This is a genomic window from Entomomonas moraniae, assembly GCF_003991975.1.
GTDB classification, from domain to species: Bacteria; Pseudomonadota; Gammaproteobacteria; order Pseudomonadales; family Pseudomonadaceae; genus Entomomonas; species Entomomonas moraniae.
Genome location: NZ_CP029822.1, coordinates 2,339,122 through 2,361,777, shown reverse-complemented (window position 1 = coordinate 2,361,777; position 22,656 = coordinate 2,339,122). Strand labels below are relative to the sequence as shown.

The 22,656-nt window shown below is 37.7% G+C and carries 19 protein-coding genes and 1 tRNA gene; 7 read left to right on the top strand and 13 right to left on the bottom strand.

The window, feature by feature from the left end:
• Positions 1-23: 23 nt before the first annotated feature.
• The 9 genes from DM558_RS11035 to DM558_RS10995 all read right to left on the bottom strand — a co-directional run bounded on the left by DM558_RS11035 (position 24) and on the right by DM558_RS10995 (position 8,678).
• Entirely contained in the window at positions 24-1,352 is a 1,329-nt protein-coding gene (locus DM558_RS11035; RefSeq protein ID WP_127164058.1) for a site-specific integrase, read from the bottom strand.
• 533 nt (positions 1,353-1,885) lie between these two features.
• On the bottom strand, positions 1,886-2,755 hold the full coding sequence (locus DM558_RS11030; RefSeq protein WP_127164057.1) for an STM4011 family radical SAM protein: 870 nt from the start codon (positions 2,753-2,755) through the stop codon (positions 1,886-1,888).
• A 15-nt stretch (positions 2,756-2,770) separates the two neighbouring features.
• A complete protein-coding gene (locus DM558_RS11025) occupies positions 2,771-4,087 on the bottom strand; it encodes an STM4012 family radical SAM protein (RefSeq protein ID WP_127164056.1) in 1,317 nt (438 codons plus the stop codon).
• Positions 4,084-4,866 carry an STM4013/SEN3800 family hydrolase gene (locus tag DM558_RS11020; RefSeq protein WP_127164055.1) on the bottom strand — a complete coding sequence of 261 codons (783 nt, stop codon included), beginning with the start codon at positions 4,864-4,866 and terminating at the stop codon, positions 4,084-4,086. Before DM558_RS11020 ends, DM558_RS11025 begins: the two co-directional genes overlap by 4 nt.
• Positions 4,859-6,040, bottom strand: a complete 1,182-nt coding sequence (locus DM558_RS11015; RefSeq protein WP_127164054.1) for an STM4014 family protein — start codon at positions 6,038-6,040, stop codon at positions 4,859-4,861. The genes DM558_RS11020 and DM558_RS11015 overlap by 8 nt, the downstream gene beginning before the upstream one ends.
• Entirely contained in the window at positions 5,997-6,926 is a 930-nt protein-coding gene (locus tag DM558_RS11010; protein ID WP_127164053.1) for an STM4015 family protein, read from the bottom strand. Before DM558_RS11010 ends, DM558_RS11015 begins: the two co-directional genes overlap by 44 nt.
• Positions 6,927-6,992: 66 nt before the next feature.
• On the bottom strand, positions 6,993-7,505 hold the full coding sequence (gene cysC, locus DM558_RS11005; protein WP_127164052.1) for an adenylyl-sulfate kinase: 513 nt from the start codon (positions 7,503-7,505) through the stop codon (positions 6,993-6,995).
• A gap of 29 nt (positions 7,506-7,534) precedes the next feature.
• Positions 7,535-7,858 (bottom strand): hypothetical protein, encoded by a 324-nt coding sequence (locus DM558_RS11000; protein WP_127164051.1) that lies wholly within the window; start codon positions 7,856-7,858, stop codon positions 7,535-7,537.
• 743 nt (positions 7,859-8,601) lie between these two features.
• Positions 8,602-8,678, bottom strand: a tRNA-Arg gene (locus DM558_RS10995).
• A gap of 194 nt (positions 8,679-8,872) precedes the next feature.
• Here DM558_RS10995 and DM558_RS10990 point away from each other — a divergent pair.
• The 5 genes from DM558_RS10990 (at position 8,873) to waaC (ending at position 16,919) form a co-directional block, all read left to right on the top strand.
• Positions 8,873-10,444, top strand: a complete 1,572-nt coding sequence (locus DM558_RS10990) for a vWA domain-containing protein (protein WP_127164050.1) — start codon at positions 8,873-8,875, stop codon at positions 10,442-10,444.
• 155 nt (positions 10,445-10,599) lie between these two features.
• On the top strand, positions 10,600-13,557 hold the full coding sequence (gene glnE / locus DM558_RS10985) for a bifunctional [glutamate--ammonia ligase]-adenylyl-L-tyrosine phosphorylase/[glutamate--ammonia-ligase] adenylyltransferase (RefSeq protein WP_127164049.1): 2,958 nt from the start codon (positions 10,600-10,602) through the stop codon (positions 13,555-13,557).
• 502 nt (positions 13,558-14,059) lie between these two features.
• Positions 14,060-14,743: a hypothetical protein gene (locus DM558_RS10980; protein ID WP_127164048.1), complete on the top strand. Its 684-nt coding sequence runs from the start codon at positions 14,060-14,062 to the stop codon at positions 14,741-14,743.
• An 88-nt stretch (positions 14,744-14,831) separates the two neighbouring features.
• A complete protein-coding gene (gene waaF, locus DM558_RS10975) occupies positions 14,832-15,863 on the top strand; it encodes a lipopolysaccharide heptosyltransferase II (RefSeq protein WP_127164047.1) in 1,032 nt (343 codons plus the stop codon).
• The gene (gene waaC / locus DM558_RS10970) at positions 15,864-16,919 is read left to right on the top strand and encodes a lipopolysaccharide heptosyltransferase I (RefSeq protein WP_127164046.1); all 1,056 of its coding nucleotides are present in this window, start codon (positions 15,864-15,866) and stop codon (positions 16,917-16,919) included. It begins immediately after the preceding gene.
• Between the two features lie 61 nt (positions 16,920-16,980).
• Here waaC and DM558_RS16065 read toward each other — a convergent pair whose 3' ends face one another.
• From DM558_RS16065 to satP, 4 genes are all read right to left on the bottom strand, one after another.
• Entirely contained in the window at positions 16,981-17,409 is a 429-nt protein-coding gene (locus DM558_RS16065) for an HPP family protein (RefSeq protein ID WP_127164045.1), read from the bottom strand.
• 30 nt (positions 17,410-17,439) lie between these two features.
• Positions 17,440-17,904 carry a bacterioferritin gene (gene bfr / locus DM558_RS10960; RefSeq protein WP_109701669.1) on the bottom strand — a complete coding sequence of 155 codons (465 nt, stop codon included), beginning with the start codon at positions 17,902-17,904 and terminating at the stop codon, positions 17,440-17,442.
• 220 nt (positions 17,905-18,124) lie between these two features.
• The gene (lipA, locus tag DM558_RS10955; RefSeq protein ID WP_109701670.1) at positions 18,125-19,102 is read right to left on the bottom strand and encodes a lipoyl synthase; all 978 of its coding nucleotides are present in this window, start codon (positions 19,100-19,102) and stop codon (positions 18,125-18,127) included.
• Positions 19,103-19,398: 296 nt separating this feature from the next.
• Positions 19,399-19,959, bottom strand: coding sequence for an acetate uptake transporter (gene satP, locus DM558_RS10950; protein WP_127164044.1), 561 nt, complete (start codon positions 19,957-19,959; stop codon positions 19,399-19,401).
• A 298-nt stretch (positions 19,960-20,257) separates the two neighbouring features.
• Between satP and DM558_RS10945 the strand changes: the two genes are divergently transcribed.
• Positions 20,258-21,205, top strand: a complete 948-nt coding sequence (locus DM558_RS10945; RefSeq protein WP_267128181.1) for an AEC family transporter — start codon at positions 20,258-20,260, stop codon at positions 21,203-21,205.
• Between the two features lie 21 nt (positions 21,206-21,226).
• Complete coding sequence (locus tag DM558_RS10940; RefSeq protein ID WP_127164043.1) at positions 21,227-22,609, top strand: MmgE/PrpD family protein; 1,383 nt, start codon at positions 21,227-21,229, stop codon at positions 22,607-22,609.
• Positions 22,610-22,656 lie beyond the last annotated feature (47 nt).

Sequence of the window (22,656 nt, the reverse complement as noted above, 5' to 3'; positions counted from 1 at the left end):
TCAAGTCATTGTATAGATAACTCCTAAGGTACAGTTTCTTTAAGTAATTGCTCAATATACGTCCCCAGCCGAGCCCAAGCTTCTTTCATTTCTTTGTGGTAGTTATGCCGTTGATACACTCTTTTTACCTTATTCTCTTCCGTATGATTTAAACACCGCTCAGCCACTTCAGGCAAAACACCCAACTTCGTCATAATGGTAGCCCCAGTTCTACGTAAATCATGAGGTGTCCATTTGCCACCCGGCAACAATAATGCCTGTGGTTTAGAACTACGGTTATTAAAAACAGCCTGATCTTCAGATTTCTGCCGATCACTGATTTGTTTAGTTACTGTCTTTGTTGATACATGCCCATCCTGTGTTCTGTTAACAAAGCACCAAACAGCATGACCTTTTAAAGCCTGTAATTTCCTAAAATGCTCCAAAGCAAAATCAGACAAAAAAACAGTATGTGGTTTACCATTCTTACTGTGTTCAGCAGGAATCACCCAAACACCTTCTTCAAAATCAATATCAGCCCACCTAGCTTGCAACAACTCCCCAATACGACAACACGTACTCAAACAAATCCAAATGGCCAACTGCGTAGAACTAATCAAACCAGAAGAGGGCAGGAGAGAAGCCAATGCCCTAATCTCACCATCATCCAGTACCCGATCTCGTTCTGTTGAGCGACCACCTATTTTAGCTTTACGAATACTTGCCGTAGGATCATGCTCCAACATATCCCTATCTACCGCAGAACGAAACATCTGCCGAATCAACGACAAAATCAACTTCGCCATCCGATTGACACCACGACCTAAGATCGTATCTACCACTCGCGTTACATCACCCTTCTTAACATCCTCAACCGCCATATCCCCAATTAAAGGCAACACATCCTTCAAAAACATCCGCTTAATCTCAGCGCCCTGATCCTTACGATTAACCAAATCCACCCTCAACCAATGCTCAAACAACGCAGCGACTGTAACACGTGCCGCTTTTAACTCCCGTTCCTCTTGCAACTGCACAAGCTCCAAATCACGCTCAACCAACTTACGCGCCTGCTCCGAAGCCAAATACTCACGAATATCCCTAATCCCAGACTTATGCAAACCAGCTAACTCCTTAGCCAACACAGAAGCCTGAGCTAACGACATACAACCCTCCTTACCCTCACGGCCATACGTACCAATAGGATAAGTCACACGAACCCCTTCACCATTACAATAACGAAAATAAAACAACCGCTCGCCACTGACTGTAATACGCCCGACCAAACTACCATGACCCCAAATAGCCGTCTCACTAAACCACTTATCCTTACCTTCCACTTTAGAAGACATTTGTTTATCAGTAATAGCCATACTAAAAACCTAATAAAAAAAGAAACAATAAAACAATAAAACAAAAGAAAAAAAACCAAATAAATCAAATGGTCAATTAAATTAAATAACCAATGAAAAGCAATAAAAGAAAAACTAAAAATGCATCAAAACTAAGCCAAATGCCAAAACAGTCAGTTGCCAACTGGTTACCAATTGAGATAGGCTTGTATAGTAAATTATTAGAAGCTATTAGACAATAAAAATACAGATATTCAGTAATTGCAGGAAGTGTAGTAGAGATATTAGAAACTATTAAAGTCTATTAGACAACTACTTACCTTTATGGGGTGCAAGGGGTAGAGCGTTCGAATCACTCCGTCCCGACCAATTAAATTAACAAGTTATAACCGTAACATCTTTTTATAAAACCAAAAACTAATTTCAAGGGTAAACCAGAAAAAAGCTTTAATTAGATTTCTTTAGCTTTATTTAGAAACCCGTCAAAATTATTCTTCTGCTCACTCCAATTGAAATCTTAAATTTTAGTTTTTCAATCTCAAACGTATTTTTATCTATGTTGTAGGATTTTGATTTAAAGGAATGCGCTCCAGTGCTTGGTTTGCAAAAATGGCCTTAGCATTGAATGACTCAAGAAAAACATAGCCAATATGACAATCGCAATAGTGATTAGTACAGGGTTTTGACGTTAATATACGTTGCCAGCCGGTTTGTTTAATACTACCAATAACATTTTTAATAAAATGACAACGCCGGATGTCACCAAACTCATCTACTGTGATTGCTTGCTCTCCCGCCGTACAAGGTAAATTTAAAGTTTTATAGGGTTTGTTTAATGGAAAGAGTGGGTCGATCGTGGTTAAGAAGATTATTTGCTCATCGCTGTATTGATAGGCTTTATTGTCTTCAACGTAAGCATTTATCCATAGATAATCATTAGGGGAGAGTGCATGACGTAATTGTTTTATTTCATCGAATAGTTCAGGTTTTCCCACCATGCCAACACTGTATATCATTTGATGTTGGTTAAGTATTTTAAGCTGTTTAATAAAACGTACCAAGGCTGTTTCTGAGGGGTGGTAGGTACACCAAAAGCGAAGTTTCTGGTTGTCTAGCTCGGTTAAAAAATCTAATTTAGTACTTAAATTAGTTTGAATAATAACTTTACTAACATTAGAAAGCTGGCAAAGTTTTGCTAAAGCCTGCTGATAACGTTTAAAAACAAGTGCTTCACCCCATGGTGTAAAAAAAATGGTAAAGTTAATGTGTGGATGCCGAGTAATCCATTCTATAAAATTCGTTAAACCTATAATATCTTGCTGTTTTTTATCAGGTGTTTCTTTACGTTTAGCAAAGGGGCAGTAGTCGCAAGCATAATTACAGGTTTCTAAGGCTCCGCGATAAAGAACAGTAAGGGTTTTCATCGTATTATAGCTGCCTTAAATGAGTGAGTATTCATTCATTCGGTGTTCGATATCTGGCGCATAAAACCAAGGACCAATTAGATCAGATAATGAGAGTCCTTTGGGTGTCAGTGTCCATACGCCATTGACTAGGTTAATAAGTTGTAAATCAATCAAGGCTTTTAACTCAGGATAATCAGTAAAAGGATTGCTTTTAAAACGTTGTTGATAGAGTAGGGGAGAGAGTCCTGTCATGTGTAAAATGGATTGTAATATAAAACGGCGTTTTTGGGTGTCTTCATCCATTTTAAAGCCATAGGTTATTTGTGAGAAATCATCCTCCGTACGCGCATTATAGCTTTCTAGAATGGCTTTAATCCCTGAGCGCCCTACAGCATATTCTGAAGAGTAATGCACTTGTTGAGTGTAAGATCTTGCACCACAGCCTAGTCCAATCATCCCATCTTGTTGGCAACAATAGTCTCCGCTTTCTAGTTGATTAACGATAGGTTTTCTAAAATAGCGCATACTCATTTGTTCATAACCATAACTTAGTAAAGTATCGCGGCCTTGCTGATAGAGCTTCATGCGTTCATCATCCCAGTTAAAACCAAATTTACCAATACCTGTTAATGGTCTAACATAAAGGGGATATAAGAAAATTTCTTCGGGTTCAAAGCATAATGCTGTTTTTAAAGATTTTTCCCAAGATTCCGGTGTTTGATGGGCTAAGCCATAAATTAAATCTAAGTTAAAAATGGCAAAGTTGAAAGCTTTAATTTTTTCAATGGATTGGAATACTTCGGCGTTATGTTGTCCTCTGCCGACTGATCTAATTTCTTTCTTATGAAAGCTTTGTACACCCATGCTGACACGTTTAATGCAATGGTCTTTTAAAATCTGTAAGCGGTCTTCTGAAATGGTTTCAGGGCTCGTTTCAACACTGGACGGGATAGTTTGGTAATCTAAGTTGAAACAAGTCAATGCATCAAATAAAAAGGACAGTTCTTTTGCATTTAAATAGGTAGGTGTCCCCCCTCCAAGAGCAAAACGGGTAAAGTTTGCCTTCTCCCCCAATGCTTGGTGGGCTGCTTTGGCTTGTCTTGCAAAGGCTTCTAAATAGGCTATAGTTAATGGTTGCTTGGGATTTGCTGTAGTAAATAGGTTGCAAAAGCCACAGCGCATATTGCAAAAAGGGATATGTGCATATAAAAAAAGTTGTGACTTGTCTTCGTTTGCCCAAATATCTGCCAGTGAAATAGGGGAAAATGACCGATAACTGGTTTTATGAGGATAGGCATAGGTATAGCCTTGATAATACGCTTGTTGCTCGATCAGTTGCGTTAAGTTCATACAGATTCCAAAATAAATTCAGCATAAGGTACTGTTAATACAGTCTCATGGGCTAAACGATGTCCATGGTAACCGTCCTCACCAAACGCTTCACCGTGGTCTGAGGTTAAAACAACCAAAGCATTACCGCACTCTGTTTGTGCTTTTAGTAATCGTGCTATATGGCATTGTGCATATTCGAGTGCGGCTTGTTGTGTAGCCATTGATTCTGTTTGTTGGTTTGGATGAAAAATTGTGGTCGGTTGGTGGGTTGCTGAAACATTAATAAATAACAGTTTTGGTTGTGTGTCTTGTTGTAAAAAGGCTATTGCCTGTTCTACTTGTAGTTCTGTGGAGTTTACACCGGTAACGCCCATTTCTCGACTCCAATAAGCTTGTTGAAATAGGTTAGGCAGTACACTACCGAGTTCAGACTCTTTATTAAAAAAGCCTACACCACCGATACAACAGGTTTGATAGCCTAGATTAGCCAACGCTTTAGGCAGTGTACTTTCAGCAAACGTAAAGGTGTTGGGTTTGGTTGTAGTAGAGCCGACAAAAGAAGCAGCAAAAAGTCTTGGTGCTGTGGGGTTATCAATAGGTGTTGGCAAAAAGCCGCTAAAAAATGCATGGTGTGATGCATAGGTAAAAGTGGCTGGCGAGTGCCTTGCTTCCCATTTCGGAACCCATGTATTTAATTCTGGCATATGCGCTTTAGCCAGTACGTCATAACGCAAGCTGTCGAAGGTGATGAGGAGTATATTAGCTCGGTTTTTAATGAGTTGCTTCGCGTTAATCATCTATTAATTTATTTCTCTTTAAAAGTGCTAGAAGCTCAGCTTGATAAGTGTTTAGTCCTTGCCAATAAGTGTTAGGATGAAAATCACCAAAAGTATTGGCCTCTAACAAATAAGCTTTGTGCTGATGGGGTGTTACTAATACATCGAGCCCTGCATATAAACTATTAGGAAAGGCTAACATGGCTTGCTCTGCTAATTTAGGAATTGTAGCCCAATGATCACCTAAATAAGTTTTAACTTGCTCAAGATCACCACGTCCATTTTCTAGGTGTAAATTTGTCATGGCGCGCTTTCCTAACCGAATTAATATGTGTTGTGCTTGACCATTAATGACCACAATTCGAACATCAAAGATTTTACCCTGATAGCTGGCTTTAGGTATCCATGCCTCTATTTGTAAATCATGGTATTTAAGTAGTTGATTAAACATCATTGCAATAGTCTGTCTGTCAGTATACTGCTTTAATCGACGGGTATTATAAAAATGTATTTGTCCTGTTTGTTGTAACAGCTCAATGGTTGTTACTGCATGAATTTTTTTGTCTGTCACGGATAATGCTATAGTGCCACTGGCAGCACTGCCATGTGCAAGCTTTATAAACACCCGAGATGTTTTTTGCTTTGTTAGCGTATCAATAAGCTGTTCAAAACTTTCTATGTGGTTTGTTATTATTTCGGGGGTTGGTAGCCCTTGTTGCTGCCAATGTATTGATGTTTTTCTTTTATCAAAAAACACCAATCCTTCGCTCACATCAAACATACGGTAATGAGGTTGGGCTTGTTGTAATATTTGCTGTACGTGCCTAAAAAAGAGACTTAGCCCTGCATACCATTGGTTGGAGGGAATTATTTCACCTTGTTCTAATTGCAAGTTATCTATTACGAGATTGTTAGCCACAACAGACTCGCCCAGTTGTAGCAATAATCGTTCTGTTTCTGAGCATTCGCCAGAGGTTTCTAAGCGAACAATATCACCTTGTTCAATACAATCTATTAATAGGTTGGGATGTTTTACAATATCGTGAAAAGAAATGATTTTTGCAATGGGCCAGTCAATGTCTTGCAATGCTTGTTGAAAAGCGTTAACTCTGCGGCTGTTAGGTGGTGCGATTAGCACCACCTGTTTGGGGTTATTCTCCAATACAAACATAGCGCCAGTCGTCATCTTCGTCATAATCTGCATCAGAAGAGACGTCAATTTTAAAACCTTTACTCTTAGCAAACGCTTCTAATTGTTCAGCCATATTTTCAGAAAAATAGTTATAGTTTAAATCTAAAAACATTAAGTTATTCACCTTCGTTGACTCTAACAACGCTTGGCCACCTTTATCGGTTAAAACACCGAGGGATAAATCTAATGTTTTTAAATGTGCAGTGACAGGGGCATTGGCTACGGCAATGGCGATGTCATCTTGTATTTCACAGTTTTTTAACCCTAAATAAGTTAATTGGTTAAAACGATCTTGCAAGATAGGAGCTAAGTCATTGACTGAACCAGAAAAACCATAGTCATCTGTTCCAAGATAAATTTCTAAATGCTTTAGATTAGGTAAGTTGGCATTGGCAATATCAATGATCGTGCTACTATCAAGCCCGCCTGATTGCACTATTAATGTTTCTAATAAGGGGGCATTTAAGTTGTTAAAGCTTAGCTCATTCCCACCGCGTGTGCCAAAGTGCTTAAGTTTTGGAAAAGCATGAATAAGGGGCGCATTATCGGCATTAATAATCCATGAAATTTCATTCTCTTCGCTGATAACATCATTCACAAAGATTGTATCTAGTAAAGGTAGTTTATCTTTTGCATTAATTAATAGCTCAAGGGTACTTGCGCTTGATTCCTCAAACATCTCATCAGAATACATACCTAATACAATGCCGCGTGTTTGCCCTGCATTTGGTTGTGCGAGATAAGCATTAAACTTATCAGCCCATGTTATGTCATCATCATAATCAACCGCTATGCGATAAATAGTCTTTTCTAAGTTCTCTAATTTATCGCCTATTCCCCACGATTTAACGGCATAGCCTGCAAAACTTTCTAAATGACTACTTATCATCGTTAATCCCCTTGTTGATAATAATGTATATAATCCTAACTGTATTTTATGTCATAACGGATGAAATTACAGCTGATATAATATTTTATTTATACATTCATTAACCGATAATATATCTGTTCGTAGCCATACATTAGGGTTAGTTGGTACCTCATAAGGATCTCCTAACCCCGTTAGCTTTATTTCTCCTTGTAGTGCTTTTGCATACAGTCCTTTTGTATCGCGTTGTTGAAGAATATCTAAAGGGGCTTCAAGATAGATTTCTAATGCAGTTAATTTTTTAATAGCGTGTGTTCGCATTTTTGCATAAGGGCTAATTAAACTGATAATAGGAATAATACCTTGCTGTTGTAACTCATAAGCTAACTCAGTAACACGTGTAACATGAGTATCGCGATCAGCTTTTGAAAAACCTAAATCGACACTGATCGTTTTTCGTAACTCATCACCATCTAAGACTTTATTCGCCGTATTATGGTTCCATAATATTTTTGATAAGGCATAAGCTAATGTGGTTTTACCAACGCCTGAGAGCCCTGTAAACCAATAAGCTTTTATGTGATTTTTTAATATCGACATTTGAAATGGAAAAGCTATATTGCTGTTGCTTATTCTAAATCATTACTGCAGTTATTTGTGCATTCTATCAACTCATAGGTATCTAGTTTTTTTAGAATAGATTTATTTTCTTTATATTTAAGTTTTAATGTGGTTAATAACTGATCTGTTCCTTTACAATACTTATCGAGTTGTTCATTTAGGTTTCTAGCATTATCAATCTCTGGTTCTCCTGATATCTCGCCACTCAGATAGTCACATTGGTCTCTTTTTTCGATAAATTGAGACACATCTTGGGGGTATTTCTCTCCAGCATAAATACCTTGTGAAATTACAAGCATTATAGAGATTAAAGCCAACCTTTTTATCATCATAGTTTTCTCATTGTTAAGTTTTAAAAAGTAATATGTAGTCTTTTAAAGTAGAAAGTTCATTATGGCATGTATTTCTTCCACTTTTAGAGTTATCGCATGTTATTGACTCTATCAACAGGATTTTACTATCCTTATCAATCTTATAATTATTCCACACATCAAGTATAGTGCCTTCTTCCATTGTAGAAACCTCTAAGGTTGAAAGAACTAAAGATGGGCCAATAAAATAATACTGATATTTTACAGTAAACTCTTCAGGATTATGCTCTTCTTTGTAGATGAACAGGTGGTTTATGATGTGATTATCTTTTTCTGTGAATAGAGTAACTTTGTGTATTAAATCCCTTAGCTAAAATAGTTTGAGGGAGTAAATGAAAAAAATAAATATGAAAATTATTTTGAGCATGTTATTTAATATCCAGTCTCTATATTTTTAATTGGACTGATACCATCTTGTGTTTCTTTAAACAGATAGGTTGTAGTTTCTGACTTATGAGCAATAGTAAGTTTTAGTACGTTAGATTGTATTCAGTGATATGTTACTTTGGTGTTTTGTACAAAAAAATGGATATTGGTTATTGGTAATTCTTTCTTCATGAATTTGCCATCATCCATCATTTTTATTTTGGAGTAAGTGTCTAATATTGTCTTGTGGGGATAGAGACATACATATTTACTGCTGCCATCAAAAATTTCTTCTTTATTGGTATCCTAGCAAGATTTGGAGAATACATCTTCATATATGGCGCACCCGGCGGGAGTCGAACCCACGACCCCTGCCTTCGGAGGGCAGTACTCTATCCAGCTGAGCTACGGGTGCATAAAAGAGTGGGTAATGATACTGATAACCGTGGTGCAATGTCTACTATTTCGTTGTTTAATTTATGTTTAATAGTATATGCTATTGTATCTTGTTGTATTTATTTGATTTATTAAATTTATATTCATATATTTACATTTGTTATCTTTATCGCTATTTTAGCTAGTATATGGAATAACGTTAAAGGAAGTTGTATGTTAAGAAGTAAGCTAAAAGTTTGTCTTAGCGTTACAGGTATTTGTACCGTCATGTTATTAGCTGCCTGTGGTGTTAATAACCCAAACATGGGTAAGTATGCAATATCTGGTTATGAGAGTGTGTATGCGCTACAAGAAGTAGATACAGCACAGTATAAGAATTATACTGACAACCCTATTCAGTCCGTTGAAAAAACACCAGTTAGTACTTTTGGTCTGGATATGGATACGGGGAGTTATGCCAATGTACGACGTTTTATTTCTCACGGCGAAGTTCCTCCTCCTGATGCGGTACGGGTTGAAGAGTTTATAAATTATTTTCCACCTGCCAGTAAAGAGTCTCTTAAACAATTAAAAAACTCACCATTCAATGCTAGTTATGAAGTGACAACTAGTCCGTGGGATAGTAATAAAGTGTTGTTACGCGTTAATGTTAAAGCGGATGATTTAAAAACAACGGAAATCCCTCCGGCTAACTTGGTTTTCTTGGTGGATATTTCTGGTTCTATGTTAGGTCCTGAACGATTAGATCTTTTGAAGTCTTCCCTTAAGTTGTTGGTTAAAGAGTTACGGCCAGAAGACAAAGTTTCTCTGGTGACTTATGCCGATGGTACAGAGATAGTGCTAGAACCAACCTCAGGTAAAGAGAAAGCGAAAATTATAAATGCCTTAGATAAGTTATCCACGGGTGGAGCAACAGCGGGTGGTGAGGGGCTTAAATTAGCTTATCAGATGGCTGAACAGGGTAAAATTGACAATGGAGTTAATCGTATTCTCTTAGCTACCGATGGTGATTTTAATGTGGGAATAAGCAATGTTGAAGAGCTAAAGTCATTTGTAAGCCGTGCACGTGATAAGGGAATTACACTCTCTACCTTGGGTTTTGGCGATAATAATTATAATGAAGCGATGATGGTTCAAATTGCTAACGTAGGCAATGGTAATTATAGCTATATAGATAGTCTTTCTGAGGCTCAAAAGGTGCTACAAGAAGAAATGAGAGCAACTTTGGTAACAGTCGCTAAAGATGCTAAAGCACAAATTGAGTTTAATAAAGACCAAGTGCTAGAGTATCGTCAGCTGGGTTATGAAAAACGCCAATTAGCCGCAGAGGATTTTAATAATGATAATATTGATGCAGGCGATATTGGTGCTGGTAAACGAGTTACCGTATTGTATGAGCTAACATTGGTAGGGGGCAAAGCCAGTGTCGATGCTTTACGCTACCAAAAGAAAGAGCAAATGAAGTCTAATGACTATGATAATGAGTTAGCTTATCTTAAATTAAGATGGAAAATGCCTAATGGAGAGAGTAGCCAACTTGTTTCGTTACCCATTGAAAAGAAAGCTCCAGTTAGTCAGTTTGATAAAGCGAGTATTGAAACAAGATTTGTTAGCGCTGTAGCAGCTTTCGGTCAAAAATTAAGAAATAATCCTGCACTGGCTAAAACGTCGTATGAGCAAATTGCTCAATGGGCAAATAATGCTAAAGGAGAAGATCCTAACGGTTATCGTGGGGAGTTTGTAAAACTGGTCAAGTTAACGGGGTCGTTAACACGTAGTCAATGATTTATTATTGGGAGCAAATAAGGATATTTGCTCCCAATTGTTACCCCTTTTAATAATAAAAATTAAGATGTTTTGTGGGGTTTTTGCTTTATTAGTAGTATTATTTTGCGCAATGTTTACCTTTTATAATAGTTGCTATTAATTGGATGTTGATAATGAAAAAGCCCGCTTTAATTGAGATCCCCAATACTTTGCAAACAATAACTCAAAATGGTGTTGATGTTTTGGTAGAGGCTTTAGAAAAGCAAGGCTTAATGGGCACTTATGAGTGTTTATCTGTAGAGAAAAAGGCGCAGCTAGCCCGCGTTTTGACGTGCAGTGAGTTTGTTGTTGAGCAATTTAGGCGTTGTCCTGAATTATTAGTTGAGTTATTGAATAGTGGTGATTTAGATCGTCCTTTAAGTGTTACAGAGATTACTGAGCAATTAGCGACATTAGTTTCTACGGTTACGACGGAAGAAGCATTACTCAGTTGTTTACGTAAGGCACGTAATCGTCAGCAAGTACGGATTATTTGGCGGGATATTACAAGACAGGCTAATTTAATAGAAACCTGTCATGATCTTTCTAATTTTGCTGACGCGAGTATTGATCAAGCCTATCGTTGGCTTTATGACGAGCAAGTGAAAGTATTAGGTACACCAATAGGGCGATATAGCAACCAGCCCCAGCATCTAGTCATTTTGGGAATGGGTAAATTGGGGGCACAAGAGTTAAATCTTTCTTCTGATATCGATTTGATTTTTGCTTATCCTGAAGGGGGCGAAACTGAGGGTGCAAAGCGCTCAGTCGATAATCAAGAGTTCTTTACACGCTTAGGTCAAAAATTAATTAGGGCACTGGATAGTATCACGCCTGATGGCTTTGCCTTTCGTGTTGATATGCGTTTACGACCTTATGGATCAAGTGGTCCTTTGGTTTATAGTTTTGCAGCGATGGAGCAGTATTACCAAGATCAAGGGCGTGACTGGGAGCGCTATGCTATGATTAAGGCGCGCGCTGTAGCAGGCGACCCAGAGGCAGGTGTTGAGTTGTTAACGATTTTAAAACCTTTTGTATACCGCCGTTACTTAGATTTTACAGCCATTGAGTCGTTGCGCAAATTAAAACAACTCATTCAACAAGAAGTTAAACGCAAGGGAATGGATGACAATATAAAACTGGGTGCTGGGGGAATTCGAGAAATTGAGTTTATTGGCCAGGCGTTTCAACTTATTCATGGTGGGCGCGATTTAAGTTTACAACAGCGACCATTATTAAATGTGTTAGATACATTAGCCGGTGAGGGGTATTTACCTTGTGCGGTTGTTGATGAGTTAAAGTCAATTTATTGCTTTTTACGTTATGTTGAGCATGCAATACAGGCTCTCGCAGATAAACAAACACAAATGCTGCCTGATAATGCTCTTGATCAAGCAAAAGTGGCCCTAATGATGGGCTATGACAGTTGGGATATATTTTATGAAGCTTTAAATCAATATCGTGAGCGTATTGATTGGCATTTCAAGCAGGTGATTGCTGACTCTGAGGAAGAAGAGCAAGAGTCTAATGGAGCTGTGGGGGATGAGTGGTTGCCGCTTTGGGTAAGAACACAGGATGAAGAAAGCTCATGTATTCAATTGAATGAGGCAGGTTTTACAGAGAGTAAAGAGTTATATACAAAACTGATGGATTTGCGTAGTAGCCCTAGTCTACGCTCCGTTCAACGTGAGGGGCGTGAAAGGCTAGATGTCTTCATGCCGCGCTTGATTAGTGCAGCAGCTGAGTTAGAGCAACCTACGTTGAGTATTTTAAGGGTACTGCCACTGATTGAAGCAGTCGCAAGGCGTTCTGTGTACTTGGTGTTATTAACAGAAAATCCAGAAACTTTAAAAAGATTGTTGTTGCTTTGTGCTGCAAGTCCTTGGATTGCAGAGCAAATTACACATTATCCTATTTTGTTAGATGAGTTGTTAAATGAGGATAGGCTCTATAGTCCACCCCCTGCCCAAGATCTAGCTGCAGAGTTACGTCAACATTTAGCGCGTATTCCTGAAGATGATTTGGAACAACAAATGGAGGCTTTACGCCATTTTAAACTTGCTCATCGATTAAGAGTTGCAGCCTCTGAAATTGCAGGTAATTTGCCGTTAATGAAAGTAAGTGATTATTTAACATGGCTAGCTGAGGCCATACTCACGGAGGTATTACACCTTGCATGGCGTCAGTGTGTGGTTAAATATGGTGTTCCACAACGCTTGGATGGTAGTCCCTGTGAGTTGGATTATATTGTGGTGGGGTATGGCAAGGTTGGGGGTATTGAAATGGGGCACAATTCTGACCTTGATTTAGTGTTTATTCATAATGGTGATCCTCAATCAGAAACCGATGGAGCTAAGTCGATAGATGGATTATTATTTTTCACCCGTGTAGGTCAGCGTATGATTCATATTCTGACCACTCAAACAACGTCAGGCATTTTGTATGAAGTGGATATGCGGTTAAGGCCATCAGGCGATGCTGGTTTATTAGTAAGTAGTCTGACAGGTTTTCAAAAATATCAAGAAGCAGAAGCGTGGACGTGGGAGCATCAAGCCTTAGTAAGGGCACGAGTATTAACAGGTGCCAAAGAGGTTGCTGAAGCTTTTGAGGCCATTCGTATTGAAGTGCTAGGTAAACAGCGTGATTTAGTGAAGTTGCAAGCTGAAGTGAGTGATATGCGTAAAAAAATGCGTGATAATTTGGGCACGTTGGTTACACAGTCAGGCTTAGGTGACAATGCATTTGATGCTGAGCAGTTATTTAACTTAAAACACGATGCAGGTGGAATGGTTGATATCGAGTTCATGACTCAGTTTGTTACGCTTGCATGGTCTTGGAAATACCCTGAACTGTCTGTTTATACCGATAATATTAGAATTTTAGATGCGATGGCAGAGACACACCTTATTACGCCAGAGGATGCTCTTTGGTTACAAGATACTTATCGAGCGTATCGTTCAGCCGTGCATAGATTGGCATTACAGAATAAGCCTAGTCTAGTTATGGCTGATCAATTTGCTAATGAACGTAAAAAGGTGATGGAGCTTTGGCTTTCGTTGGGGCTTTATATTAATGAAAATAGTCAACAATAAAATTGAGTTGATCAATTTAGATCATAGTCCGAGTACCAATGGAATTGATTGCACATGGGGATAAAAGATTTTTTAAGAGAAAGAAGAGGCTTTATTTAACTTATTCTATTGCAGATAATTTATTAATTTTATCACGGTGTGAGGATTCGTTACTTCATCGTTGTATTTATTGTAATGCTCCTGGCGAAAAAATGATTGGGTTAAAAGCTCATGGTTTTGAGGATATAGTTAATGCGGCTGAAGTGGGTACCTATTTTTTCTTATACAGACTATATATTTTTTAAGAGTTATTAAAGTGGATTCACAATTTATCTATCTCAAAGGTTGTGGCAAAGTTTTTTTAGATAGTTTAATTAATGAGAAAAATTAAGAAATTAACCGATAGAAACCTCTATTGCATAGACATCAATAGGTTCGTAACGAGAATAAAATGAGAAGAATTTTTTTAGGCCTTTTTATAATAAGCTTATCAGGGTATGTATCAGCTAATTTAAGGGCTCCTATGTGGTTTCCAGAGGCCCCTTCATCTTTTTTAAGTAAGGTCTCGTCAGATAATACTGCTCAAAATTTAGAAGTACAAAAAGAGCGATTAACCATGGATTGCTCCTACACAAGTTGTGATGTTGATGCTGTTTATTATATTGCAGCCAAACAGAGTGAACGATTGCAATTTGAATTTATTTTGCCTGTGGATGTTAGCGTAGTAACGAATATTAATGGGTTGAGTAGTGTTGCAACTGTATCAATGATACCTTATAGCATTTCTGATCGGTTTAATGATAATTCTAGTACAAAGGCTTATAAGGCTATTTTTACTGGACGCTTAAATGCAGGTGATAATTTTATACAGATTAATTATGAACAAAGATTAGGCTTATTCGAAAGTGATTATGGCTATTTTACTCATAGCCGTTTTACAGAAAAATTTACTTATGCCCTAGGTCCTTTAAAAGAATGGCAGTTGGCGCCTGATTTTTCATTAGATATTACTTTATCAACACCCAAGCAGAGGCCTGATCGAGATGGATGGAGTCTTTTCAAAAAACGCTCAATATCTTGTCAGCTAGATAATAGTCAGCAGATAAAGAAAGGCGATAAAATTATTTATTACAGTCGATTAGATAAACAGTTTCCTGACGAACTTGTTTGTTATATGGGCGATACTGATTTGTTAGGTCGGCGATAAGCATAGTATCCTGACGGGATAGTTTAGGATACTGCTTATATCTGTTATGATAAGCACCATTACTCTAAGATTGACTCGATAAGCTTGTATGAATATTCTAATAATAGGCCCCTCGTGGGTCGGTGATATGGTGATGGCGCAGACACTGTTTATGTGTTTACGTAAGCAACACCCTGACTGTATGATTGATGTGTTAGCTCCAGATTGGAGCCGTCCTATCTTAGAACGTATGCCAGAGGTGCGTGAGGCTTTGTCTTTCCCTTTAGGGCATGGTGCTTTAGATATTAAAGCACGTAGAGAAATCGGCGTATCGTTAAAAAATAAATATGATCAGGCCATCGTCTTACCTAACTCCCTTAAGTCGGCGTTAGTGCCCTTTTTTGCAAAAATCTCCAAACGTACCGGTTGGAAAGGGGAGATACGCTATCTGTTATTAAATGATATTCGTACGTTAGATAAAGCCCTTTATCCGCTCATGATTGAGCGTTTTATGGCATTGGCTTATCCTAAAGGTAAAATATTAGAAAGACCGTATCCAAAACCTTATTTAGTTATTGATCCAAATGCACAGCAGGAAGCGCTAGCAACGTTTCATTTACAAATGAATAAGCCTATCCTTGCGCTTTGCCCTGGTGCTGAGTTTGGTGAAGCCAAAAAATGGCCGACAGAATACTATGCCAAGGTTGCTGAGCAGAAAATAACCGAGGGCTGGCAAGTCTGGACATTTGGTTCTAAAAATGATTTTCCTGTGGGGGAAACGATCCGTAACTTATTACCAAAAGACCAGCAAGAAAATTTTTATAATTTAGCAGGGCAAACCAATTTGGCTCAAGCGATTGACTTACTAGCTTGTGCTAATGCAGTAGTAACCAATGATTCTGGTTTAATGCATGTGGCAGCAGCATTAAACAAGCCCCTTGTTGCTGTTTATGGTTCTACTTCTCCTCAATTTACGCCTCCTTTGTCCGATGATGTAGCGATTGTGCGTTTAGGACTTTCCTGTAGCCCTTGTTTTAAGAGGACATGTCAGTTTGGTCATTATAATTGCTTAAAGCAATTACAGCCTGAGCTAGTTGAATCAGCACTCGATAAATTAATTGATGTTAAGCAGGTAAATTAAGTGCGTGTGTTGTTGATTAAAACCTCCTCATTGGGTGATGTGATTCATACACTACCTGCTTTAACAGATGCGAAAAGAGCTATTCCTGAGATTACGTTTGATTGGGTTGTAGAAGAAGGATTTGCCGAAATACCGAGCTGGCATCCTGCTGTGAATAGGGTAATACCTGTTGCTTTAAGGCGTTGGCGCAAAAACATATGGAAAACATGGCGCTCAGGTGAATGGCAAGCATTTAAAAAGCAAATACATGCAGGTTCTTATGATTTAGTTATTGATGCGCAAGGTTTACTAAAAAGCGCATGGTTAACCCGTTATACTCATGCGCCTGTTGCAGGACTTAATAAGCAATCGGCGAGGGAAAAAATAGCCAGTCATTTTTATCAACATGTATACCCAGTGGCATGGGGGCAACATGCGGTAGAAAGAGTACGTCAACTTTTTGCACAAGCCTTAGGTTACCCATTGCCGCAAACAATTGGTGACTATGGGCTGGATCAACATAAAGTGATGGGGGATTTAGACACCGTCAAACATGCAGTTGTGTTTTTACATGGAACCACTTGGGATACCAAGCATTGGCCTGAGTATTATTGGCGGCAATTAGCAATGATGCTTGATGCACAAAGTATACAAGTTAAATTACCATGGGGTAACGATACAGAAAAAAAACGAGCTGAACGCATTGCTGATGGATTGAAGCATGTTGAAGTATTACCTAAGCTAAATTTAAAAGGTGTCGCTACTGTTTTAGCTACGGCTAAAGCTTGTATTGCCGTTGATACAGGACTTGGGCATTTGGCAGCGGCTTTAGATGTGCCGACTATCTCATTATTTGGACCAACGAATCCTGCATTAACAGGGGCTTATGGTAAAGATCAAGTGCATCTAATAGGGAAATATCCTGCGTGTATTCCTTGTTTGAAAAAAGAATGTAGTTATCAGATAACAGAGAGTGATAAAAAGCGATTCGATATAACGAAGGAACAACCTCTTTGTTTTTCAGAGCTTAATCCTCAATTTGTATTAACTCAATTGACAGGGTTATTGGGACAGTAGCTTAACCTTATATTTTAATGGGTATTGCTAGAGAAATTTTTTTAGTGCTAAACATGGCAAGTCAGTATACAGACCATTTAGTTCCTCTTAGGGAGTTATTAATAACAACGTATGCTACTATGACCAAAACAATAGAGCCAGAAAGCACTGGAAAGAGTAAAAAGCTAAAATTATAATGCACGTGATTTGATGTCAGTAGTATTGCTAATGGATTCGCACTTGCTGGTGGGTGTATGCATCTTAGAAATTGCATCATTACAACGGCACACTCCGTCGCTAGTACCGTCACAAGGATCGAATTTCCGAATAGTTTTAGAAAGGCTATACCAATGAATGCAGAGATCAGTTGCCCAAAAAATAGAATTCTTAGTTGGGTAAGGGGTGATTTTGAAAAAGTAAATAGAATAACAGATGAAAAAAATAATTCTATTTGCAATATGTATACGTATTTTATAGCAAGATCAGTATATTTAGATAACTCCTCCCACATAGAAGGAGGAGTTGTGTGTTAAGAACAGTACTACACTTGTGATTGGTGGTAGTTTTCTAAGCCCATTTTTTCGATGAGGCCAAGTTGTTTTTCTAACCAATACGCATGGTCTTCTTCTGTATCTTTTAGTTGTTCTCTGAGCATGTCACGGCTAACAAAGTCACCTTTTTCTTCACAAAGTTTAATGCCTTCAACAAGTGCTTTTTGAACATGAAGTTCTAGTTGAAGATCAGCTTGGAGCATTTCAGGTACTGTCGTTCCGATGTTAACATCATCAGGACGCATATTAGGTTTGCCCTCTAAGAATAAAATACGGCGCATGATTTGGTCTGCATGTAATGTTTCTTCTTGCATTTCGTGATCAAGGCGCTCAAAAAGTTTTTTAAAGTCCCAATCGTTGTACATCCTTGAGTGGATGAAGTATTGATCACGAGCTGCTAACTCGCCTGTTAGTAATTTATTTAAATAATCGATAACTTCTGGATTCCCACGCATTTGAAATCTCCTGAATGTTTAGGGCACTTTATGATAGAAAGTGTATTTTAATTAGTCCTGTCCAGTTTAGTCGTTATTTTATTAAAATTCCAGTAGATCAGAATAAAATATACTAAAATATATGTCGTTGTAAATACGAATGTTTATCGTTTTTATTTTGTTTTTTAGATATATAAAAAGGGGATTAAATGAATCCCCCTCAGAGCAATTAATAGGTTAATTAGCTAATTTTTTTACCATGTGCTTGTTGATCTGCATGGTAGGATGATCTTACTAATGCTCCTGAAGCAACATTTCTAAAGCCCATCTTTTTACCTTGCTCTGCAAACCATTCAAATGTGTCTGGGTGTACAAAGCGCTGTACAGGGAGGTGGCTTTTTGAAGGTTGTAAATATTGGCCTAGGGTTAACATATCTACTTCGTGTTCTCTTAATCTTTCCATCACTTCTATAATTTCTTCATCGGTTTCACCCAACCCAAGCATCAGACCTGATTTTGTCGGAATATGGGAAACGCGCTTCTTGAAGTTTAATAATAAGTCGAGTGACCATTCAAAATCAGAACCAGGGCGAGACGACTTATAAAGGCGAGGAACAGTTTCTAGGTTATGATTGAAGACATCAGGAGGCTCGGTAGCAGTGATATCTAATGCAATCTCCATACGTCCACGATAATCAGGAACAAGCGTTTCTAATTGTATTTTAGGCGATAACGCGCGAATTTCTCTTAAGCAATCAGCAAAATGTTGTGCTCCACCATCACGTAGATCATCACGATCAACCGAGGTAATCACCACATATTTTAAACCAAGGTCGGCAATAGCTAATGCAAGGTTTTTAGGTTCATTAGGGTCAAGAGCATTCGGGCGACCATGGCCTACATCACAGAATGGACAACGGCGAGTACAAATATCGCCCATAATCATAAATGTAGCTGTCCCCGACGCAAAGCATTCCCCTAAATTAGGGCAAGTGGCTTCTTCGCACACGCTGTGTAGTTTGTGTTGGCGAAGTAATGTTTTTACACGCTCAACTTCTGGGGTAGCAGGAATACGTACACGAATCCAATCAGGTTTTTTAGGTAGCTCGGTTGTTGGAATTACTTTAACCGGAATGCGGGCTACTTTATCGGCCCCTTTAAGTTTTACACCTTGTGTTACTTTTGTAGAAGATGTATTTGATTCATTTTGTATGGTCATAGTCCGACTCTTAATTTTAGACACGTAAGTTTCAGTATGCTTAGCTATAATATAAATAGGGTTAAGTGAGTTGTTAGATTAGTATTTATATTATAGGTAACATTGTCTAGTGATTTAATGTTGCTTTATATTCTATCATTTTATCAGAATAAGGTTACGTAAAATTTTATGCTTAAGGTAAAAGAGCTATATCTTTTAGTCGGTGATATTTATGAATAGTGCAGGGTGTGTCTCATTTTATTAACTAAGGTAAATGATACATTGTGTGCCATCTACCTTATGTCTATTGTCAGAAGCTATTCGCCAATAGGAAGTACAGTTTTACCATATTGGCCGTTGAGAACTTCAGCCATGGCTAAATAAATAGCACTTGCGCCGCAGAGAATACCTTCAAACCCTGCAATAGTGATAAGCACCTTGCTGCCACAAATATTGCCAATGGCTAACAAAGCAAAAAGAATAGTGAGGCTACCAAATATAAATTGTAAAGCCCTATTTGCTTTGAAGGTACCGAAAAACATAAAGAGAGTAAATACTCCCCAAAGAGCCAAGTAAATGCCTAAGAAACTAGGTGGTGTTGCTTGAGCATGGTCATTAGTAGGCGAATACCAGATGCCAACAAGCGTTAACCAGAAGAATCCATAAGAAGTAAAAGCTGTTGCTCCGAACGTATTGCCTTTAATAAATTCGAAAATACCTGCGATCACTTGTGCTATCCCACCGTAGAAGATACCCATGGCTACAATCGCTGTTGTAACAGAGAAGAATCCAGCGTTATGGATATTTAATAAGACTGTTGTCATTCCGAAACCTAGCAGTCCTAATGGTGCTGGGTTTGCTATTTTACATTCATTCATAATATGACTTCTCTAGTAAAAATCGGTGAGCACAGTAACAAACTGATAACAATAAATACAGAAATTTAAATGGGTTTAATCGATATATTGCTCAAGATCACAACTTATTGTGACTAGTATTTATGGGGTGAAAATATTATGTTTATTTTTCAATAAAATACGTTTAAAAACTATCTCGGAAATATAAAGTCAAAAATATTGACTGAACAAATTTAATAAAAAAAAGACTATATGAAAGCTAATTAATAATTACTTTAATGAGGGAGACATGATGGAGCATTTTTTACAATCTGTGGTTGTGGTTATTCCTATTATTTTTGTATTGGCTTTTGGTTTTTTCGCAGGTAAAACGAATCAATTCAATGGTAATGATAAGGCAATTCCTATCATAAACGAGTTAGTTCTAAACTTCGCTCTGCCTTGCTCGTTATTCGTTGGAACCATCAGTATTTCTAGAGTTCAATTAATCGATGATTTAGTTTTATTTTTTTCATTGTTCATTACTTTATTGATTGCCTATTTATTTAGTTTATTTTTAGCTAAATTTGTTTTTAAGCGGAATATTGTTGAGTCATCAATTGCTGGGCTTGCAGTGAGTTTTTCAGCCGGACCTTTTTATGGGCCAGCGCTTTTAGGTAGCCTTTATGGAGTAAGCAGTGGCGTTGCTATTAGTATGATTTCAGTCGTGATTAATGTTTTTATAGTCCCTTTAGCAACTATTATTATAAAAGTCGATTTATTAAAATCTAATACTACCGTAAACAAACCAGAAGTATCGATATATAAAATGGTAGGAACAGCTATTTACCAAGCTATTTTTAAAACCCCCTTTGTTTGGGCTCCTTTACTTGCATTCATTTTAGTATTTTTAAATATTAAAACCCCAAGTGTGATGAATAATTCATTAGAATTGATTGGAAAAGCGACAGCTGGTATTGCGGTTTTTGTTGCTGGTATGACGATTGCTGTTAATAAGTTTAAATTAACAGGAGAAGTCCTTCTTATTTCACTATTAAAAAGTATTGGCCTACCAGTTTTATTTTTTATAGTTGCTCTTGCTTTGCATATGGCAAAAGGAACACCTATATTTAATCAGGGATTATTATTAGCTGCACTTCCTTCAGGGCCTATGATTGTATTGTTAGCAACCAAGTATAAACAATATCAAGAAGAAGCTTCGTCTATTTTAGCAATAACAACCTTAGGTATGATTATAACTGTTACTGCATTAATTATGATAATTTAACTTTAACATGAGGATTAAAAAATGGAACTAACAAAAGTAGAACGCATTGCAAATTATGCATGTCGTGCAAAATTTGAAGATTTATCTTCAGCCTCTCGCCAACAAATTCCTGTTCATATTTTAGATTCACTGGGCTGTCAGATTGCTGCATTGGGTAGTGGTCCTATCAATGCCTGTCGCGCACAAGTACAAGAATTTGCACCAACAGGAAATGTTCCACTTATTGCAGGAGGTACTTCAAACCCTGTATTTGCTTCTTTTTGGCATACTGCATTAGTTCGGTATGTTGATGCGATGGACAATGCTTTAGCTCCAACAGAAACAGCTCATACAGGTGATAATTTTGGTGGAGTTTTAACAGCAGCTGCAATTGCTAACTCATCCGGCAAAGAGTTAATGCTAGGTGTTGCTATTGGTTGGTCAATACAAACATTGTTGGTTAAGTACGGTAATTTTATGACACGGGGGCTTGATCATACGGCTCAACTTGCTTTTTCAGTGACTGCTGCTGCTGGGCGTTTGATGGGGTTGAGTCAAGAGGTAATTGCTAATGGTATTGCGATGGCGGCAGCAAGTGATGCTTCATTTGCTGGAATTAGGGCGAAGCCATTATCGCAATGGAAAGGCTTAGCCTCTTCTCAATCTACGTTGGGAGCGTTTAATGCTCTTTATTTGGCTAAGCGAGGGGTAGAAGGGCCTTTAAGTATTGTTGAGGGGCCAAATGGTATAGAGCATTTATTAGGTAAGCCAATAGATATTGATTGGGAACATGAAAAATATGAAGGAGTAACCACAGCAACTATCAAGAGGTATGTGGCAATGATTCATACTCAATCAGCTATTGAGTGCATTTTGTCATTATTAAAAAAACATCCAATAGATCCTACAAAAATTCAAACTATTGAGGCGGATGTTCCTCAAATAACATTTGATTTTTCAGGTGGTGGTTTATACGGATCAGCTGCAACTAAAATTACATCAAAAGAGCAAGCGGATCATTCTTTACCTTACCTTTTAGCAGTCGCTGTTTTAGATAAAGAAGTAATGCAACCTCAGTTTTTACCTGAAAGAATTCAACGTAAAGATGTACAAGATTTATTAAAGAAAGTACAAATTAAGGCAGATGATAAATTCACTAAACTTTATCCTAAAGATTTTTGCTCACGTATAACTATTCGTACAACTGATGGACAAACAGTATCGCATGAAATTAAAAATTATCCAGGTATGCCTTCAAATCCATTTACTTGGGATGATGCAGTAAGTAAGTTTGATGAGTTAACTGATGGGTATATAGATAAAAATTTAGCAACAGATTTAAAAGCATTGGTGAAAGAAATGGAGTCTCATTCTACAGCAGATTTATTTAAGATTCTGACAGCGATTAAATATCCTAAAAGCTAATAATGTATTAGTCTTTTGTAGGTAGACGGTGATTTTTGATAAACTGA

Coding starts and splice junctions, on each gene's coding strand:
- DM558_RS10940 (WP_127164043.1), top strand. CDS start 21,227: ATGGAACTAACAAAAGTAGAACGCATTGCAAATTATGCATGTCGTGCA.
- DM558_RS11015 (WP_127164054.1), bottom strand. CDS start 6,040: ATGACGAAGATGACGACTGGCGCTATGTTTGTATTGGAGAATAACCCC.
- satP (WP_127164044.1), bottom strand. CDS start 19,959: ATGAATGAATGTAAAATAGCAAACCCAGCACCATTAGGACTGCTAGGT.
- DM558_RS10990 (WP_127164050.1), top strand. CDS start 8,873: ATGTTAAGAAGTAAGCTAAAAGTTTGTCTTAGCGTTACAGGTATTTGT.
- glnE (WP_127164049.1), top strand. CDS start 10,600: ATGAAAAAGCCCGCTTTAATTGAGATCCCCAATACTTTGCAAACAATA.
- DM558_RS11025 (WP_127164056.1), bottom strand. CDS start 4,087: ATGAACTTAACGCAACTGATCGAGCAACAAGCGTATTATCAAGGCTAT.
- DM558_RS11020 (WP_127164055.1), bottom strand. CDS start 4,866: ATGATTAACGCGAAGCAACTCATTAAAAACCGAGCTAATATACTCCTC.
- DM558_RS16065 (WP_127164045.1), bottom strand. CDS start 17,409: ATGTGGGAGGAGTTATCTAAATATACTGATCTTGCTATAAAATACGTA.
- lipA (WP_109701670.1), bottom strand. CDS start 19,102: ATGACCATACAAAATGAATCAAATACATCTTCTACAAAAGTAACACAA.
- waaF (WP_127164047.1), top strand. CDS start 14,832: ATGAATATTCTAATAATAGGCCCCTCGTGGGTCGGTGATATGGTGATG.
- bfr (WP_109701669.1), bottom strand. CDS start 17,904: ATGCGTGGGAATCCAGAAGTTATCGATTATTTAAATAAATTACTAACA.
- DM558_RS11010 (WP_127164053.1), bottom strand. CDS start 6,926: ATGATAAGTAGTCATTTAGAAAGTTTTGCAGGCTATGCCGTTAAATCG.
- DM558_RS11035 (WP_127164058.1), bottom strand. CDS start 1,352: ATGGCTATTACTGATAAACAAATGTCTTCTAAAGTGGAAGGTAAGGAT.
- DM558_RS10980 (WP_127164048.1), top strand. CDS start 14,060: ATGTGGTTTCCAGAGGCCCCTTCATCTTTTTTAAGTAAGGTCTCGTCA.
- cysC (WP_127164052.1), bottom strand. CDS start 7,505: ATGTCGATATTAAAAAATCACATAAAAGCTTATTGGTTTACAGGGCTC.
- DM558_RS11000 (WP_127164051.1), bottom strand. CDS start 7,858: ATGATGATAAAAAGGTTGGCTTTAATCTCTATAATGCTTGTAATTTCA.
- DM558_RS11030 (WP_127164057.1), bottom strand. CDS start 2,755: ATGAAAACCCTTACTGTTCTTTATCGCGGAGCCTTAGAAACCTGTAAT.